The following is a 16,569-nucleotide window of genomic DNA, read 5'->3' as shown; positions in this document are numbered from 1 at the left end:
AATTTGTATATTCATTTAAAATTTAAATATACTTTTTATACTTTGTACTAGACGAGTAGCGAAGAAAGGCTGATGCCAAGCTTGATAAAAATCCGGGTAAGGCATATTTTGGGCGCAATGCCAGATAACAGAGTAGTTATATTCAAATCGGTGAGAACTATTTAAGTAATCTTTTAAGTCTGTAACAACTTTTGTTAACTGATTATTTTGCAAAACTTCCTTTAAACTATAAACCACCAACTTACGGCAGAGATTATCTAATTCTTCTGAATTCACTAGATTCATCAAGACAGTGATGGTTTTTTCATTTCCATTTCCAATTTTGGACAAACACTCAATTACGGAGCAACAGATAATTCTTTCTGCCTGTTGTGAATCCAATAGATTTACTAAAGCATTGATTGCTGTCTCTTTACCATTACCAATTTTCTTTAAGCTTTCAACTCCTCTTTGTATAATACCTGTATTTACTGTGTTTAATACTATTGATCTCACTTGCATAATAGCTTTTTCATTACCTGGATTAATTTCCTCTAAACTCTCAGCTACTCGTAAACACCAGTATTCATCAAGTGAATTTGATAGTAGTAATTTCTCTAATACTAATATTGCTTGGTTATTGCCTGGGTGAATTTTTCCTAAGCTCTCAGATGCTTGCCAAAGGATGTATTGATTTACATCTTTTGATTCAATAAGTGTCTCCAAAGCAGTAATTGCTACTTGATTACCATAACCAATTATCCCTAAACTTTTTATTGCTTTTGCACAAATAGATTTGCCTATACTAGTGAATGTTAACAGTTTTACTAAGGCTGCAATTGCTGTTTGGTCGCTATAGCCAATTAACCCTAAGCTTTCGGCTATTTGTAGGATAGTATATTCATCATTATCTAATTCTAGCAGTGCGACTAATCCTGAAATCACTTTTTGATTGCCATAGGCAATTATTCCTAAGCTTTTAGCCGCTAACGCAAGAGTGTATTCATCCACGTTATTTGATTCAAGCAGCACTAATAATGCTGAAATCACTTTTTGATTGCCAACACCAATTTTTTGTAAGCTGCCAGCAGCAGATAAACGAATAGATTTATCCAGATTTTTTGACGCTAAAATATTTACTAATTTAGTGATTGCTTGTTCATTATCTGGATCAATTTCTCCTAAATTCTGAGCTATAAGTCTATAGGCTTCTACATCCAAATTTGGCAAATCTAATAAAGTCAATAAAACACTTTTTATTTGTTCATTACCAATACTAATTTCACTTATAATTTCTGCCGCATAGCAACGAATGAAATTACTACTATGTTGTGAAATTAATAAATCCAGTAAAGTGGAAATTGCTTGCTCATTATGGGTGTTAATCTTACCTAAAATGTAAGCTACTAGAACACTAGATTGATTATTTTTATTTTTTGAAGACAGAATATTTTCCATTGCTTTGATAGCTTGTTCATTACCACTTGCAATTTTGCCTAAACTCTCAATTACTTCTTTAAAAATATAACCATCTATATTTATAAATTTTAGTAACCCAACTAAAGTTTGAATAGCCAACTCATTATCACTGCCAATTTGACCTAAATTATAAGCTATTAATCTAAAGTTTTTATCAGCTAAATTTTCTTGTTGTGAAAGATTGACTAAAGCGGCAATTGCTCTTTTTCGATCTGTTTGTTGCACTACTTTATTGGCTTCGTGTACTATTGGATTAAGAAATTGTACAAATTGCTGTTGTTTGTTAATATAATCACTAAATTCCCATTTAACTATTTGGTTTACTATTTCTTCTGTCTTTGAATAATCTCTAAACTCAGCAACACCAGCAGCAGCTAAAAAATAAGTTTGATATTCATAAAAGCCTTTATCTACATCTTTACTTCTCCATTTTCCACAACCATCTTGAAATTTCACCAAAGCATTAATAAATTCTTCTTTCTTGTCTTTATCTATATTGTGACGACCTAACCACAGTAATATTGCCTGTTTCCACTGTGGTTCAAAAATACGATATTGTTGATTTTTTACGGGTTTATTTTTATGGTTTCTAGGTAAGAAAAAATCCCATTCATCAATCGCTGTCGCTGCAAAGTATTCTTGAAATGAGGCATAAAAAAAAGCATAAACAGATTTTTTATCTGTATCTTCTCCCACCTTATTAAGCCAACCTAATTTCAGGGCTAAACTTAGTAGTGAATTTTCATCATCAACATCACCCAAAAACTGATTAATAAACTCACCTCGCAAGCGAAAACGAGTTGCTTCTTTATCTATCGCTTCCCTCGCTAATTCACCTAATTTAATATTCAGTTGTTGACGTTGTGCTGCTTTTGTGACGAATTCATCTTGTTTCCATTTATAAAAATCATCAACCAATTGCTGATAAAATCCCGCTTGTGTATCTGGTAATTTTCCCTCTCTCGCTTGCCAATTTAAACAAAGTAGGGTTAACCGCAGAGGATTTTTAACTAAATCTCGAATACGCTCTTTACCAGATTCTTTTAAAGTATTACATAACCGTTTACCTCGTTCTCTATCTGGTTCAGAAATTGCGGTAAACCAATTATCAACAAACTTTTCTACCTGTTCAGGATAAGAAAAATCTAAAGTTCTATAGGTATCAAAATCATTAAGCGCATTGCTGCCTCCATCCCATAAATTTAACCGACAAGTTAAAACTATTCGTGCTTGATTAATACATCCACTTTGCCGAATTTGTCTATGAATATCAGCTAAAACATGACCAGAATTACTAGACATTTCATCTAACCCATCTAATAATAGCCATACTCGACTTTTGTTAAATTGGGTGACAAAATCATTTTTCATGTGGTCTGTAGCTTCTGCTTGTCCTATTCTTTGACTAGCAGCAGTTAGCCAAGTATCAAATAAATATTTTTCTAATTTTTCACCTTGTAAATCGGCTAAAGATATCCAAATAATAATTGATTGATTAATTTCTTTAGATAAATAATCAACAATTTTTTGTAATAAAGTAGTTTTACCAGCCCCAGGTTCACCAATAATTGCAATGCGTTTACCTTTACTTTTGGGTGTGTTTTTCTGTTTTAAAACTTGTTCTAAAAATTCTTTATTATCAAACTTTTGAGTAATTTCCATTTCTTCATAAAGTTTTGATCCCTTATCTGGCGTAACATCATATTGATTCTTAGATATTTTTTTCCGTTCCACTAAACCTAGTGGCACATAAACATCTGGCACTTTCAAATTAACTCCCTCAGAATAAGTGAGGGAATTTGTAGTTAATTTTTGCCTTTCTGCCAATATTTCCCGGCAGATTTCTGGCCAATTAATGGGAGTTAACTTTGCCCGACTCTCCCCATCGGGCGAGTGATTTCAGTAATGATGCTCTATTTTACCAACATAATTAGCAACCGTCCCACCCTTCTCTTGAATAAAGAAATCTGCTAATTTGCTATTACTAACAACTGAAGAATGAGATTTAATTTCTTCTGCTTTCGCTTTAATTTTATTAGCAGTTTCCGACTGATCATTATTAACTGCTGCTTCCACATCTAGAACCGCTTGAGCAATTTCTGGGTCTTTCTCGGCTGCTGCGGTGAGTTCTAACACCGCTTGACCATAATCTAATGGCTGGGTTTCAGTTGCGTCAACAGCCTCAATTAATCGCGGTACTAGCTTCTTTTCACGTAGCTTAGTGATTAATTTCCCTACTTGCGTCCAGATTAAATCACCAAAATTTTCACCAATTTTTTCTAGAGGTTTACTTACTAGAGGGTTACTTGATATCGCAGCAATAGTATTTATGACAGCCATGAGTAGTGTTAAAGGTTCCATAAATTTGCTATAAATTATGTTGGTGTAAAGATTATTTCAACAGATGCGAGCGCTGTTTCGCAAAAATTTTCATAAAACTCAGTATATCACGCAAATAAATGGTAACTTTAACTGTTTCCATAAATTTTATAATTACCACCCAGTATTCAACATTAAAATGTAACAATATAAATTGTTAACTTTCTTTGCAAACTCACATTATGAAAGCAATTTGGAACGGCACAGTTTTAGCCGAAAGCGATAATACCGTAGTTGTGGAAGGAAATCATTACTTCCCTGCTGATGCCATTAACAAGGAATATTTTACAGAAAGCAACACCCACAGCACTTGTCCTTGGAAAGGTGTTGCTAGTTACTACAGTATTGACGTAAATGGACAAGTTAACAAAGATGCTGCTTGGTATTATCCCACAACGAAAGAGAAAGCTAAAAATATAGAAGGTTATATTGCTTTCTGGAAAGGTGTAAAAGTCGAAGCTTAAGAAAGTTTCTGGGAATATTTTGGTGGTTGAGTCGTATCAACCACCATATTTAACAAGTTGAAGATGTTGGAAAAGTCTACGCTTGTATCCATGCTCCTCTTTAAAAAGAAATAACTTTCTCAAAGTCATCCTTTTTAAGGAAGATTGATGAATATCTAAGATTTTAGATTATCTAGCAATTTTGAAATTAACACTAAGTAGGTAAAGTCTGTCAAGTGCATCAATTTTGTCATAGATGCTACTTCAACTTCTAAAATTTAAATCAAAATTAATTCTCAAGATAGAAGGCTGTTATAAATAACAGTTCTAGCTTAGAAAGTAGATAAGTCACTTACGATTCTGTAAGGAGAATTTTATGTCTACTAAATCACAAGAAGGACGTGAACATCAACGCGGACCTGATAAAGGTGAAGCTTATGGAGTAGCAGCAGTAACTCAAGCACTTGCAGGTATTGATTTTCCTGCAAGTAAAAAAGAAATACTCCAACAAGCAAAAGGTCACGAAGAAATTCACTGGACAAAAGACAAAACCATAGATTTAAAATCATTACTTGATCAAACAGGTCAAGATAGGTTTGAAAGTATGCCGGAGTTAGTCGAAGTTATTAGTCAAAGTTCGAGAGAAGAACAACCATCATAGCTGCTTTGGCTTGCAAATGTTAACACTTGTATTTGTAAGCCACAACAACAAATCTCAGAGGATGTTTGATAGCTTGCGTGGCGTAGCCATAAACTTTTTCGTGTGGTATCTAGCACTTGTAGATTACCCAAAATCCTCCTTGGAAAGAGGGAATCTCAATCAATTCTGATACTAATCAAACATCCTCTAATATTGATTGGTTTATGATTTATATCTAGAAACAATCTTAAGACTGATCTTATGAAAGGTAGGCAGAGCCTACTAAGTTGCATTCCCAGCCAGAGACTGGGAACGAGATAAAACCAATCTATATTAAGATAGGGTGGTTTATGATTTACGCATCATTTTAAAGTAACTATCCCACAATTTTCTTTGTGTGTCTATTGAAAAACGATTTACCTGTTCTTGGAAATCTAAGGAGTTTTTCACTAGGTCTTCTTGTAGTTTTACACTTTGTTCTAAATTCTCTGGTGGATCTGATAAGTTTAGATTCTGCATACTTGATAGGGTTGAAGTCCAGTTATGAAAAACCATACTTTGGAATTCGCTTAATTGTCTAAAAAATTGTTCAAAGCTATTAAACCAATCCATTGTAAATACTCCTATTGGCTAATGTTGTTTGTTTGATTTAGCCTCAATTTTTAAGTTACTAAATGTGGATTATTTTATTTATTTCTTAAGAATGATTTATTGAAAAATATTGGGGGATATGCTAAAGCTTAAAATAGTGGAATTTAGATTTAAAAAAAACAAAAGGATTTGTTAGATAATCTGAAAATGAAAATCTATGATTGTGATTTATTTGAGAATAATGAAGCCTTTGCTCTGAGTAACGTGTTGTTTTATCGCTTGCTTAGAGTTCCTGAAGAAGAATTAAATGTTTTTGAGCGATCGCTCTAGGATATCCTTGAGAAGCTTCAGGAGCGCAAGTCTTAGTCACCTTACTCTGACAGTGGCACTGTTAATTAACCCTATTCCTTTGCAATCACAATGTCATTAGATTTAATCACAGCATAAGCTTCAACTCCCTCAACCAATTCCAAATCCTCAGCCGAAACTCTAGTAATCATTGAAGTTAACTCAACTTTATGCACAATTTCCAAGGTCACTTCCGTATTTACACTTCCTGTAGTGACTCTTTTCACAACTCCCTTGAGAACATTGCGTGAACTAACTTTTAATGATTTTTTTGGATTAATAATTTCCATCTCAGGAGTATGAGTTTCCACTTTCTCCGGTTGAGTTGGTAGAGGTACTGGTGGTGAGGAGTATTTATTCAGACCACGTACTAATTCCCGCAAAATCTCAGTTTTAGTTCGCTGAGAGTGTTGACAGAACTCTTCTAAAATCTTGCGTTCTTCTTCTGATGTTTGAAATGTCACCCAACCTTGTTCTTTTCTCGGCATAAATTTACCAATTTATTTGGTATATATAATCTTGATCTAATCCTAGCAATCATCAATCCTTTTTAAATCTACTCGTGTTCGTTACCACCTGGAAAGAGCTTTCTGCTGTTCGAGGTAAAATTGCAGAAGAAATCCTTCAACATTTTATTTTTGTGAACTTTTTTCTCGGTTGTGCAGTTTGGGCATATAAAGGTTGGGTGGGCGAACTTTATCCCCCAGGAACTCGCACCACTGAGTTTCTGCATCTCTACAGTCGTCGCTTTACCACGGTAGAAGGTAATACCACTTTTTACGCTGTTCCTAACGCTGAAACCGTCACTCGTTGGGCTACAGAAACACCTCCAGGCTTTGAATTTTGCTTGAAGTTACCGCGAGAAATTACCCATCAAGGATTATTGCGATCGCATATCCCTGAAGCTTTAACATTTTTAGAACAGATGCGCCCTCTAGGTAAGCACTTGGGGCCAATATTTGCCCAATTACCTCCAAGCTACTCACCTGCGTTATTGGATGATTTAACGGCTTTTTTGGCAGCTTGGCCACGCACAGATATCCCTTTAGCATTGGAAGTTAGACATCGTGATTGGTTTCAAGAACCCCATGCTAGTAATTTGAATGCGCTGTTAGAACAGTTAGGGGTAGGAAGAGTGTTGTTAGATACACGACCAATTTATACTGGAGATGATGACCCACAATTAACATCAGAACGGCGTAAACCTCAGCTTCCAGTGCATTTTAGTGTGACTGCGCCTTTTACTTTGGTGCGCTTTATTTCTCATCCACAGTTGTTAGTTAATCAGCCGTTTATGGCAGAATGGGTAACGCAGATTCAAACCTGGCTTAGATCAGGAGTACGGATTTATTTCTTTGTCCATTGTCCTAATGAAGATATATCTCCTGGGAATGCCCAGTATTTTCAACAGTTATTAGAACAAAGTGGTGTAGCAGTTCCCCCTCTACCTTGGAACAATCTGAATCAGCCGCCGAATCAACTTAGTTTGTGGTGATTACAATTGATACTAGATTTTTTAATATACGTAAATTGCAGGAAGAATTTTTAGGATTTAATAAATGCTCAAAAAGAGCGATAATTAGACATAGGCGGGAAAAATTAGAGCCAAAATCCCTGCCTATGAAGGTTTCTAGAGATGTCTAATGCGATCGCACAATTTTTTCTAAATATCGAAAATGTATTCACTAGGTGTCTGTTAATTGAGTAAATATATGGAAGAATTTACGTCAAAGGAGATTGAGATGAGCCGTCTTCTTTATGAAAGCTCTGTTTCATATCAAGGATATCTCATCATTCCATTTGTTTTTGGTAAAATAGATAATTATGAAATTTTTTCATACAAATTATTGTCAGAAATTGGACGTAAAAGTAAATTTCATAAATTAGAAAATCCTGCAAAAATATACGATAAAAGCATCAGCAATATAGTTGATATTGCCAAAGAACATATTGACATAAATGCAGAATTTATCAATTATGAAGATGGATTTAAATCGCGTTATGTTTACCGCCACAATTTAATAATTGTTTTTAAGGAAAACAATAAATTTTTTTATGACCACTATCCGGCAAATTCTTTAAATAATATTGCAGCACCAAAATTATTTCTATCAGAATATGAATGTTTGCAATGGGTTCAGCAAGGACTTGAAGGACGAGATATTAAAGAGAAAGCGCAATAATTTTGACAATTGGTAATTAATAAGTAGGTAGGCAGAATAAAACCAAACTGTGTAAAAAAAGTAAACAAGGCTAAAACCCTTTTTCCCCCTGCTCCCTGCCCCCTTACCCCTGCCTTATCCCAACGACAATTTTTAACGCCAACCTACTTATCTCGTTCCCGTTATTTCGTTTAAAGGACAATTTCCTCACCTTTTTCAGTGAAGCGTACCTCTTTGATTTTCCATTCAGCATTACTAGTTAAGGTTTTGCGGAGACTACCAAACAGTGCAAACTGCTCACAACTAGAAAGAGACGCTATTTGCCGTTTTGATTCAGGAGAGATTCGCAAATCAATTGTAGCCACACCATTATTGACGTTGACACGATACCCAGACAAGCTAAAATCGGCTGTATCTCCTTGTTCTAAGACTTTACCCACTGTTTCATTCATGGGTTCATCTGCTGAGACTGAAGCTGTTTTAGCAACGTAATCTTGACATTGAGCATCACTTGTGTATAGGGTGACTTTGGTAGTTTTACCAGAGATAGTTTTAGAAGTTGAAGTCGGTGGCTGTTCAGTGGGGGTTGGTTGAGTTGAAAACGGTTGAGTTTCGACTTGAGAATTAGAAGGACTTGGGGAAGTTGTGTTTTTTGGTATTGTTGGTGTTGAAGTTAAGCTGTCACCGCTATCAGGTGTACAACTGCTAATACTGGCACAAACCGCTACTAAAATTAGGGGGAAAAGATATCTTTTTTTGGTGTTCATAGCTGGGAATAAATCTACCGGAATATCCAGGTTTATTATAAATAATCAGCGTTGCTAAATCAAAGATGAATTTATATGTAGACACTTGACAAGAAGTATAGGGGTGTCTGAGAGCTTAAAACTTTTAGTCCAGTGTTGAACGATGACTTTGTGCGCCTAACCCAAACTATCGGTTAAAATATTGCTATTCAGTAGATACTATCCCCAAAAATATCCAACTAAATATCAATTATATGACAGCTATCACCGTTAACTTAAATCCTATCATCACACTCACAGACAATCAATTTTATCAACTTTGTCGGGAAAATCCTGATGTTAAATTTGAACGTAATGCAGAAGGAGAGTTATTAATTATGTCACCCACAGGTGGAGAAACTGGAAAATGTAATTCAGAAATTAACGCTGATTTTGTAATATGGAACCGCAAAACTAAACTAGGAGTTTGTTTCGATTCTTCAACCTGCTTTAAACTCCCTAATGGTGCAAATCGTTCTCCTGATGTAGCTTGGATAAAAAAAGATAGATGGGATGCACTTACACAAGAAGAACAAGCCAAGTTTCCACCTATTGCACCTGATTTGGTATTAGAGTTAATGTCACCAAGTGATAGTTTGCAAGAAGTCCAAAAGAAAATGCAGGAATATATAAATAATGGTGTAAAATTGGGTTGGTTAATTAATTCTCAAATACGTCAGGTGGAAATATATCGTCTTCATCAACCAGTGGAAATATTAGAATCTCCTATTGAATTATTTGGAGAAGATATTTTACCAGGATTTATTTTAAATTTACAGACAGTTTGGTGAAAGGTAAGAATTCAGAAGTCAGGAGTCAGGAGTCATAAGATTTGCTTACAGCAGTAATCTAGAGGAGCAAGTTTTTCTATAAATTATCAATAACGACTTTAAAACCCTAATTTATACTGAATTATATATCCTGACAACTTACAGATTGCAAACAAAATATGGAGAAACAAATATAGATGGTGCAACCGCGCAAACAATTTGCTCAACATTGGTTAAAAAGTGAAAAGGCACTAGATGCAATTGTCAAAGCAGCACAGTGTCAAGAGGGTGATAGGATTTTGGAAATTGGCCCTGGTACAGGTATTTTAACTCGGCGTTTATTACCTTTAGCTCAATCTCTAGTTGCTGTAGAAATTGACCGAGATTTGTGTAAATTATTGGTCAAACAACTAGGTCAAAAAGAAAATTTTTTACTGCTGCAAGGGGATTTTCTGACATTAGATGTACCATCTCAATTGTTAGCATTTAACAATTTCCAAAAGCAAAATAAAGTAGTTGCGAATATTCCCTACAACATTACTGGGCCAATTATTGAAAAGTTACTCGGTACTATCACTCAACCCAACCCAGAACCCTATGATTCTATTGTGCTGCTGGTACAAAAAGAAGTAGCAGAACGATTATATGCTAAACCAGGTTCAAGAACTTTTGGGGCGTTGTCGGTACGGGTGCAGTATTTAGCTGATTGTGAGCTAATTTGCACAGTCCCCGCTAGTGCATTTCACCCACCTCCAAAAGTAGATTCGGCTGTGGTGCGGTTGCTCCCTCGACAGATAGAAATTCCGGCAGATAGCCCCAAAAAGTTAGAAAATCTGGTTAAATTGGGGTTTGGGGCAAAGCGAAAAATGTTAAGAAATAACTTACAATCGGTCATTGATCGCGATCGCTTGACCCAATTACTGGAACAATTAGGAATAAATCCCCAAGTACGCGCCGAAGACCTCAGCGTTGCACAATGGGTAAACTTAAGTAACTGTCTGACTTTTGAGTAAATCCACTAAAGCCGAAGCACTAAAAATGCATTCTTATAGCTTAATTGCACCTGCCAAAATTAACTTATATTTGGAAATCATTGGTAATCGTCCTGATGGATATCATGAGTTAGCAATGATACTGCAAAGTATTGACCTTGCAGACCAAATTGATGTCCATGCTGCCAGCACTCAAACAATTCGCGTTTACTGCGATCACCCACAAGTACCCACAGATAAAACCAATCTAGCATACCGGGCTGCTGAACTGATGGCCAGGCAGTTTCCTGACGCTTTCAGTAACTTTGGCGGTATTGATATTACTATCAAAAAACGGATTCCTGTCGCTGCGGGTTTAGCTGGAGGTTCGACAAATGCAGCAGCAGTTTTGGTAGGAATAGACTTACTCTGGAACCTGGGACTAACTAAATTAGAATTAGAAGAATTGGGAGCTACCCTGGGTTCAGATGTGCCATTTTGTATTTCTGGGGGAACAGTAATTGCTACAGGTAGAGGTGAGCAACTTTCCCCTTTACCAAATTTAAATCACATAAATATAGTATTAGCAAAATATCGCAGTTTAGAAGTTTCTACTCCTTGGGCATATCAAACCTATCGGCAAGTATTTGGCAGTACTTATATTAAAGATACCAAAGATTTAGTTGCCCGTGCCAATGCAGTTCATTCGGGAGAAATGGTGAAAGCTATCTTGGCTAAAGATGCAGCAGAAATTTCCCAAAAACTGCACAATGATTTAGAAAAGGTCGTATTGCCAGCTTATCCCCAAGTTCTGCAACTGCGAGAATTATTTGCTAGTCAAGAAGGAGTTTTAGGAACCATGATGTCTGGTTCTGGCCCTTCTGTATTCGCAATTGTGGAATCTCCAGCACAGGCAGAACTAGTCAAGCAGCAGATACGCACAGCAATTCCTGACGAAGATTTAGAATTGTTTGTGACTGGGACAATTACAACTGGAATTCAAATAATTCGTAATTCGTAATTCCGCTACGCGGAAGCAAGCTACACCTTATACCCCACAACCTTTTATGAACGAACCAAATATCACACCATCAGCAGATACTAGCGGACAAGTACCACCAACTCCATTACGCTGTATAACTGGGGCTATCATGTCAGGAGGATTCGGATTTGCGATGTATTCTCTCATGATAGCGATCGCAACTACATTTGCTGCCAAACCTATCCATTCTGATAACTTAATCGCCATCAAGATTAGCGCAGCTGTTCGTACCCTGGTTGTGGGTATCGTAGCTTTGGGAGCGGGGATATTTGGCATAGTAGGTATTGGTCTGTTAGCCTTAGCCATACAATTAGTATTTCAGCAGCTAACAAAACCCAAAGAGACTAATTCGTAATTCGTAATTCGTAATTCGTAATTCTAACGACTCCTTCTCCTAACTCCTGACTCCTTGCCCTGAGCGAAGTCGAAGGGCTGACTCCTTAAATTAACAAGGAATACGGTTTGTTAAATCAGAGCGAGATTTAATAAATTGCAGCTTTGCATTTGCAGACACATGAACTAATTGATGTTGTTTTCGCCAAATTGTTGGTGATAAACCGTGATGTTGACGAAACTGACGGGAAAAATGACAACTATTTTGATAGCCTAATTTTGTTGCAATTTCTTCAATTGTCTGATTAGTATTTTTCAGTAAAGGACGAGCAGCCGCCATACGACGTTTAACAATCCAAGTGTTCACACTTTCTCCTGTCTCTTTACCAACTTGTGTAGTCAAGTAAGCAGGAGAATAACCCACAGCTTCTGCAACATCAGATAGAGTAATCCCTTGATGATAATGAAGTTCAATATAGTCGAAAACTTTTTTGAGATGGGGAACAGTCGGAAAAATTGATTCTGAATTGACTAATATCTCTGGAACCGCTGAAATTTGTGGAAATTTATTAGCATACCAGTTCTGAAAAAGAGCTTGTTTTTCTAATCGGATAGAAATGGCTTTTAGTAACTCATCCACAGTAGAAGGTTTACTCAAATAATCATCTGCTCCCAACTCCATCGCTTTTCTCATAGATACCTTAGAATTACTAGCAGTGAGAAAAATAAAAGGAATAATTGCTGTGAAATGATTTTGACGTAACTTAGTTAAAACACCATAACCATCTATATCCGGCATCATCAAATCACAAATTACCAAATCAGGTAAATGCTTTTCTGCCTGCTGGATACCAACCAGACCATTTTCTGCTCCTATCGTAACAAAACCTTCATCCTCAAGACCGTCTAAGAAGAGATTGCGGGTAGTAGCATCATCTTCAATTACAAGAATTTTTTTCGACGATTCGCGTATCATTTTGTAACCAATAAAAGTGTTAACAGAGAATGATTAACCAATTCTGAATATTAAGCCATTCAAGCATCCGAATATTGAACATTTGGTAATACCACAGTAAATGTACTACCTACATCAACTTCACTTACTACCATAATTTGACCTCCATGTAAATCAACAAGAGTTTTGACAATTGATAAACCCAGTCCTATACCAGGAATTTTATTAACATTACTACCTCGATAAAATGGTTCAAATAATCTTTGTTGATCTAGTTCAGGAATACCAATTCCCTGATCTTTAATCTGAAACCTCACCTTCTCCTGTTCACAATAAACTGTAAAATCTACCACACTGCCGTTAGGAGAATATTTAATTGCATTTTCGAGCAAATTATTCAAAATTGGCCTCAGCAGTTTCTTATCAATCCAGGCTTTTAAACAGTTACCTTGGTAATTAAACTTAATATAGTGATTACCATCAATGAACAGAAATTTTTCGATTAAATTATGGCTAAATTCAACTAAATCAATCTGTTCAAGTTCAATATTAATTTTTTCTAAATCTGCCTTAAACAAAAATAAAATTTCATCTAAGACCTGGTTTATTTCTTCAACCGATGTTTGAATTTGTTCAATAAATAAGTAAATTTTTTCTTCTTTCCATTTATTAATATGTCGCTTGAGTAAGCTATTGGCAAAGGAAATAATATTTAGTGGTGTGCGGAATTGGTGGGAAACTACAGCCACAAGATGCGCTCTGAGTTCGCTAAGTTTTTTTGCTTGTTCTAAAGCTTGTTGTAATTCTAATTCTGCATATTTGTAGTCTGTAATATCAATAGCCGTAAGGACTTCAACTTTTTTACCATCAAAATCCAGCACTTCATCAGATTGAGATACAGTAGCAACTAACCATCGCTCTGTACCATCTTTAGTGAGTATCTTTATCTCCTGATAGTCAGAATTAGTTGCTACACTTTGTTGTGATTTTCTACTTTTGATAAGTTGGTTAAAATCAAAACCTGCTAAAAGTTCCCTTTTTGTATAGCCAGTCAGTAACTCCGCAGCAGCATTCGCATAATAAATCTTTGTACCTTGAATCAGAAAAATACTAGCATTAATAGCTTCTACGAAAGTAAGGAATCTAAACTCTCTCAGCCACAGTAAATTATCAACATCTTGTTGTAAATTCTCTTGAGATTGCTTATATTCTGGAGACATCCAGTTATGCACACTCAATTCTACTAATTCATCACTGATTTCTTTAAAAACAGCACAACTAAACTCTCTGTCTTGGTATTTTATATAGGTAAGATTTATTTCTCCTAAAAATATTCTTCCTCCCTTGGTACAGTATCGAGATTTAAACGTGAGATGATTGAGATTGTTTAGATATTGCCATTGCTCTGACCAATTCTGTAATGAAAAATCTATATCTAGATCACCTAGATGCATGGAAAGTAATTCCTCACGGGAGTACCCTGTCAGGTAGCAGGTGGCATTGTTAACATAAAGAAATTGCGCGTTTTTTCCTAGACAAAAAGCAGCATCTACAACTTGATTGATGAGAAAATCAGCAAATTCCAACTTCATCTCTGGCTGTAAACTCAATTGAGAATTGGATATTTCTAACGTGGAATCGCTATAATTCATCTCTCTACTCACTCCTTGCCATCAGATAGTAATGTCAGCGGTATTGAGTTGATGATCACAAATTTACAAAATTTTGATTGTGCTATTAATTCACAACTTAAATTGAATAAGTTTGATTTTAACAATAAAAAAACTATAAGTTTCATTTGGTTGCATATCAAAAAGAAATTGTTCTTTTGATTAAGTATTTTTTTGGTGATCAGAAAATACAAGCATTGGCTGACTGGTATTTATAATCAGATCAAAGAGAGTAAGCTTGGCTATATTAAGTGAAGATGAATGTGGGTAATAATCTCAGACTCTAATTTTCTTAGGTTTAATACCTTTGTTGTACAGGGATATTCTCAGTAGATTTATTTGCAAGTTAAGTTCTAGACTATAACAATCTGACCTTATTTATAAAACATCGTCTTACAGGTAAATGAGGTACAAAATAAGCTTGAAACAATCATCTACTAATAGGGATTTAGTACTGTAAAATCGACACCGTATGGAGAATATATTTTCGACAACAGAAAATCTATCTTGTCAAGTTTAAAATATTTGGATTTTCCCTCAAAGCTATGACATTAATAGAGAAATTAGCTGTTTTAGGTTGATTTTTTTGAATTTACTATTGAAAGGATTTAACTATATAAAAATATGCCTGAACATCCTTCTTAAGAGGTAGTTTTTTTCAAAAAGATCCTCCTAATGACTTAACATCTGACAAAAGATATATAAAATATTAAGAACTAATGTATTGAAGTATACAAAGTATTGAATACATCATCTTTGGCCTTAAAAATATTACTATAAAGGGGCAGACAACAGCTATATTAAGATATATTTCTGTAGTAATCAGGATTATAGGTTGCGTCAGATGTCGAAATTTGATGCTAACCAATTTATAGGTCTGACACAGTCTACAAAGCCATTGAGTGCGAAATAATGAATTATTCTTGAGGTCTTATGCCCTCCAGGAAGCTTCTGTAAGTTTATATAACAATCTTCCTCATTCATATAGAATTGCGATTATATAAACTCCGTCTAGGATGAAGATGCTCCAGAAATGGAGCTTTTCAGAGTGAAGAATAATCAAAAAAAATTTAAGAGCGAAAAAATAGACAAGTCGATCAAAAAATAGTTCATGTATCCAGTGTTGAACTTTGAGTAGGCTTAAACAAAGAAGCTGTTTTTGCAATATGGTTAACCTGATAGGCAGGTTAAGCTAGATATATATTAGGCAACAAAATACTGTATAACCTGATTAAATCTGCCCCTGCTTTTCATAACAATCAACATCTATGAATGGATAATTTTTAGACTCAGTATATTGGAGGAAAAGAAGATACAAAATAAGCCTGAAAAACTCATGTCATCAGAGGATTTAGCTGTTGTATAGGCGTATTGAATGCCCCTTCTGACCAATGATTCCTTATGGTATAAGCCCCCGAATTTATCCGTGGGTTCAATCCAAAATCTAAATCTAAAATTGTCTGACCCTTAAAAACTGATGGATGTCTGTGCATAAGAAGTACATCTTGTTTAACTTTCCCTGAATTTGTGGTGAGAATTTGGCAATCTGATTAAAAACCTTATAGGCCATTGACTAGTTTTTTGTTCACACATAGGAGTGCATACTATGAACCAGAATGTTGCCGATTATAATAGACCAGTCAATAAGAAAATTAATACTGAACAAATAGAACAAATAGTCAAAGCAATTATATCTGGAAAGTATTCTTGGGCTTGTGTATTACTTTTGCGTTTTTCTGGACACAACCCTATAGATTATATACCCTACCGTACTTATATCAGATTGCTCAAAAATAATTGCCTACTTGGTGGTTCTCAGCAAAATAAAACTTCTAAAAAGGAGGTGGAAATGTTTGACCTCAAGTCAAGTTGGATTCATTTCTGAGAATGCAAAAAATTGAGGATATGCCAATTTGGGTTAGTGCAAAGAGGCAAAAGAAAAAGTGAGCTTTTTAAACTATTTTTGTTGTTCTGTAATAGTTAGTGTTGTTGCAAATGTTGGAACCATCTGTGGATGGTTTG

At 35.3% G+C, this 16,569-nt stretch carries 17 protein-coding genes; 10 read left to right on the top strand and 7 right to left on the bottom strand.

The genetic code is table 11. From position 1 onward, the window contains the following. Nucleotides 1–15 precede the first annotated feature (15 nt). Together ACSQ6I_RS21880 and ACSQ6I_RS21875 are read right to left on the bottom strand one after the other, a co-directional pair. On the bottom strand, nucleotides 16–3,222 hold the full coding sequence (locus tag ACSQ6I_RS21880; RefSeq protein ID WP_438892487.1) for a HEAT repeat domain-containing protein: 3,207 nt from the start codon (nucleotides 3,220–3,222) through the stop codon (nucleotides 16–18). A gap of 135 nt (nucleotides 3,223–3,357) precedes the next feature. Then, on the bottom strand, nucleotides 3,358–3,819 hold the full coding sequence (locus ACSQ6I_RS21875) for a hypothetical protein (RefSeq protein WP_438892380.1): 462 nt from the start codon (nucleotides 3,817–3,819) through the stop codon (nucleotides 3,358–3,360). 197 nt (nucleotides 3,820–4,016) lie between these two features. Between ACSQ6I_RS21875 and ACSQ6I_RS21870 the strand changes: the two genes are divergently transcribed. Both ACSQ6I_RS21870 and ACSQ6I_RS21865 read left to right on the top strand, forming a co-directional pair. Next, entirely contained in the window at nucleotides 4,017–4,301 is a 285-nt protein-coding gene (locus ACSQ6I_RS21870) for a DUF427 domain-containing protein (RefSeq protein WP_438892486.1), read from the top strand. A 355-nt stretch (nucleotides 4,302–4,656) separates the two neighbouring features. Continuing rightward, complete coding sequence (locus ACSQ6I_RS21865) at nucleotides 4,657–4,941, top strand: hypothetical protein (protein WP_438892379.1); 285 nt, start codon at nucleotides 4,657–4,659, stop codon at nucleotides 4,939–4,941. Nucleotides 4,942–5,268: 327 nt separating this feature from the next. Here ACSQ6I_RS21865 and ACSQ6I_RS21860 read toward each other — a convergent pair whose 3' ends face one another. Beyond that, entirely contained in the window at nucleotides 5,269–5,532 is a 264-nt protein-coding gene (locus ACSQ6I_RS21860) for a hypothetical protein (RefSeq protein ID WP_438892378.1), read from the bottom strand. A gap of 186 nt (nucleotides 5,533–5,718) precedes the next feature. On the opposite strand from ACSQ6I_RS21860, the gene ACSQ6I_RS21855 reads away from it, so the two are divergent. Further along, nucleotides 5,719–5,841 carry a hypothetical protein gene (locus tag ACSQ6I_RS21855; RefSeq protein WP_438892377.1) on the top strand — a complete coding sequence of 41 codons (123 nt, stop codon included), beginning with the start codon at nucleotides 5,719–5,721 and terminating at the stop codon, nucleotides 5,839–5,841. Between the two features lie 71 nt (nucleotides 5,842–5,912). On the opposite strand, the gene ACSQ6I_RS21850 is transcribed toward ACSQ6I_RS21855, so the two are convergent. Beyond that, nucleotides 5,913–6,347: a TOBE domain-containing protein gene (locus ACSQ6I_RS21850; RefSeq protein ID WP_015212896.1), complete on the bottom strand. Its 435-nt coding sequence runs from the start codon at nucleotides 6,345–6,347 to the stop codon at nucleotides 5,913–5,915. Between the two features lie 152 nt (nucleotides 6,348–6,499). On the opposite strand from ACSQ6I_RS21850, the gene ACSQ6I_RS21845 reads away from it, so the two are divergent. Both ACSQ6I_RS21845 and ACSQ6I_RS21840 read left to right on the top strand, forming a co-directional pair. After that, the gene (locus ACSQ6I_RS21845) at nucleotides 6,500–7,354 is read left to right on the top strand and encodes a DUF72 domain-containing protein (protein ID WP_438892485.1); all 855 of its coding nucleotides are present in this window, start codon (nucleotides 6,500–6,502) and stop codon (nucleotides 7,352–7,354) included. Nucleotides 7,355–7,601: 247 nt separating this feature from the next. After that, nucleotides 7,602–8,042 carry a hypothetical protein gene (locus tag ACSQ6I_RS21840; RefSeq protein ID WP_438892484.1) on the top strand — a complete coding sequence of 147 codons (441 nt, stop codon included), beginning with the start codon at nucleotides 7,602–7,604 and terminating at the stop codon, nucleotides 8,040–8,042. Nucleotides 8,043–8,212: 170 nt separating this feature from the next. On the opposite strand, the gene ACSQ6I_RS21835 is transcribed toward ACSQ6I_RS21840, so the two are convergent. Next, nucleotides 8,213–8,788 carry a sporulation/spore germination protein gene (locus ACSQ6I_RS21835; protein WP_438892376.1) on the bottom strand — a complete coding sequence of 192 codons (576 nt, stop codon included), beginning with the start codon at nucleotides 8,786–8,788 and terminating at the stop codon, nucleotides 8,213–8,215. Nucleotides 8,789–9,021: 233 nt separating this feature from the next. Between ACSQ6I_RS21835 and ACSQ6I_RS21830 the strand changes: the two genes are divergently transcribed. From ACSQ6I_RS21830 to ACSQ6I_RS21815, 4 genes are all read left to right on the top strand, one after another. Next, nucleotides 9,022–9,597 (top strand): Uma2 family endonuclease, encoded by a 576-nt coding sequence (locus ACSQ6I_RS21830; protein WP_438892375.1) that lies wholly within the window; start codon nucleotides 9,022–9,024, stop codon nucleotides 9,595–9,597. A 176-nt stretch (nucleotides 9,598–9,773) separates the two neighbouring features. Continuing rightward, on the top strand, nucleotides 9,774–10,589 hold the full coding sequence (gene rsmA, locus ACSQ6I_RS21825) for a 16S rRNA (adenine(1518)-N(6)/adenine(1519)-N(6))-dimethyltransferase RsmA (RefSeq protein WP_438892374.1): 816 nt from the start codon (nucleotides 9,774–9,776) through the stop codon (nucleotides 10,587–10,589). 25 nt (nucleotides 10,590–10,614) lie between these two features. Then, nucleotides 10,615–11,568, top strand: a complete 954-nt coding sequence (ispE, locus tag ACSQ6I_RS21820; RefSeq protein WP_438892483.1) for a 4-(cytidine 5'-diphospho)-2-C-methyl-D-erythritol kinase — start codon at nucleotides 10,615–10,617, stop codon at nucleotides 11,566–11,568. Nucleotides 11,569–11,614: 46 nt separating this feature from the next. Next, nucleotides 11,615–11,944, top strand: a complete 330-nt coding sequence (locus ACSQ6I_RS21815; RefSeq protein WP_438892373.1) for a DUF3082 domain-containing protein — start codon at nucleotides 11,615–11,617, stop codon at nucleotides 11,942–11,944. Nucleotides 11,945–12,034: 90 nt separating this feature from the next. Here the strand turns inward: ACSQ6I_RS21815 and ACSQ6I_RS21810 are convergent, their stop codons facing one another. Then, nucleotides 12,035–12,898, bottom strand: coding sequence for a response regulator transcription factor (locus ACSQ6I_RS21810; RefSeq protein WP_438892372.1), 864 nt, complete (start codon nucleotides 12,896–12,898; stop codon nucleotides 12,035–12,037). Nucleotides 12,899–12,957: 59 nt separating this feature from the next. Next, nucleotides 12,958–14,529, bottom strand: coding sequence for a PAS domain-containing sensor histidine kinase (locus tag ACSQ6I_RS21805; RefSeq protein ID WP_438892371.1), 1,572 nt, complete (start codon nucleotides 14,527–14,529; stop codon nucleotides 12,958–12,960). 1,624 nt (nucleotides 14,530–16,153) lie between these two features. Here ACSQ6I_RS21805 and ACSQ6I_RS21800 point away from each other — a divergent pair. Further along, nucleotides 16,154–16,432, top strand: a complete 279-nt coding sequence (locus ACSQ6I_RS21800; protein ID WP_438892370.1) for a HetP family heterocyst commitment protein — start codon at nucleotides 16,154–16,156, stop codon at nucleotides 16,430–16,432. The last annotated feature ends 137 nt before the right edge of the window (nucleotides 16,433–16,569 follow it).

Source organism: Anabaena sp. WFMT, assembly GCF_051781005.1.
Taxonomy (GTDB): domain Bacteria; phylum Cyanobacteriota; class Cyanobacteriia; order Cyanobacteriales; family Nostocaceae; genus Anabaena.
The sequence above is the reverse complement of the archived record's forward strand: the minus strand, read 5'-3'. Positions and strand labels throughout refer to the sequence as shown.

What these genes read in the sequence shown, in the direction of transcription:
- ACSQ6I_RS21830 (WP_438892375.1), top strand. Translation starts at nt 9,022, where the DNA reads ATGACAGCTATCACCGTTAACTTAAATCCTATCATCACACTCACAGAC.
- ACSQ6I_RS21835 (WP_438892376.1), bottom strand. Translation starts at nt 8,788, where the DNA reads ATGAACACCAAAAAAAGATATCTTTTCCCCCTAATTTTAGTAGCGGTT.
- ACSQ6I_RS21875 (WP_438892380.1), bottom strand. Translation starts at nt 3,819, where the DNA reads ATGGAACCTTTAACACTACTCATGGCTGTCATAAATACTATTGCTGCG.
- rsmA (WP_438892374.1), top strand. Translation starts at nt 9,774, where the DNA reads ATGGTGCAACCGCGCAAACAATTTGCTCAACATTGGTTAAAAAGTGAA.
- ACSQ6I_RS21840 (WP_438892484.1), top strand. Translation starts at nt 7,602, where the DNA reads ATGAGCCGTCTTCTTTATGAAAGCTCTGTTTCATATCAAGGATATCTC.
- ACSQ6I_RS21805 (WP_438892371.1), bottom strand. Translation starts at nt 14,529, where the DNA reads ATGAATTATAGCGATTCCACGTTAGAAATATCCAATTCTCAATTGAGT.
- ACSQ6I_RS21810 (WP_438892372.1), bottom strand. Translation starts at nt 12,898, where the DNA reads ATGATACGCGAATCGTCGAAAAAAATTCTTGTAATTGAAGATGATGCT.
- ACSQ6I_RS21850 (WP_015212896.1), bottom strand. Translation starts at nt 6,347, where the DNA reads ATGCCGAGAAAAGAACAAGGTTGGGTGACATTTCAAACATCAGAAGAA.
- ACSQ6I_RS21860 (WP_438892378.1), bottom strand. Translation starts at nt 5,532, where the DNA reads ATGGATTGGTTTAATAGCTTTGAACAATTTTTTAGACAATTAAGCGAA.
- ACSQ6I_RS21800 (WP_438892370.1), top strand. Translation starts at nt 16,154, where the DNA reads ATGAACCAGAATGTTGCCGATTATAATAGACCAGTCAATAAGAAAATT.
- ispE (WP_438892483.1), top strand. Translation starts at nt 10,615, where the DNA reads ATGCATTCTTATAGCTTAATTGCACCTGCCAAAATTAACTTATATTTG.
- ACSQ6I_RS21815 (WP_438892373.1), top strand. Translation starts at nt 11,615, where the DNA reads ATGAACGAACCAAATATCACACCATCAGCAGATACTAGCGGACAAGTA.
- ACSQ6I_RS21855 (WP_438892377.1), top strand. Translation starts at nt 5,719, where the DNA reads ATGAAAATCTATGATTGTGATTTATTTGAGAATAATGAAGCCTTTGCT.
- ACSQ6I_RS21865 (WP_438892379.1), top strand. Translation starts at nt 4,657, where the DNA reads ATGTCTACTAAATCACAAGAAGGACGTGAACATCAACGCGGACCTGAT.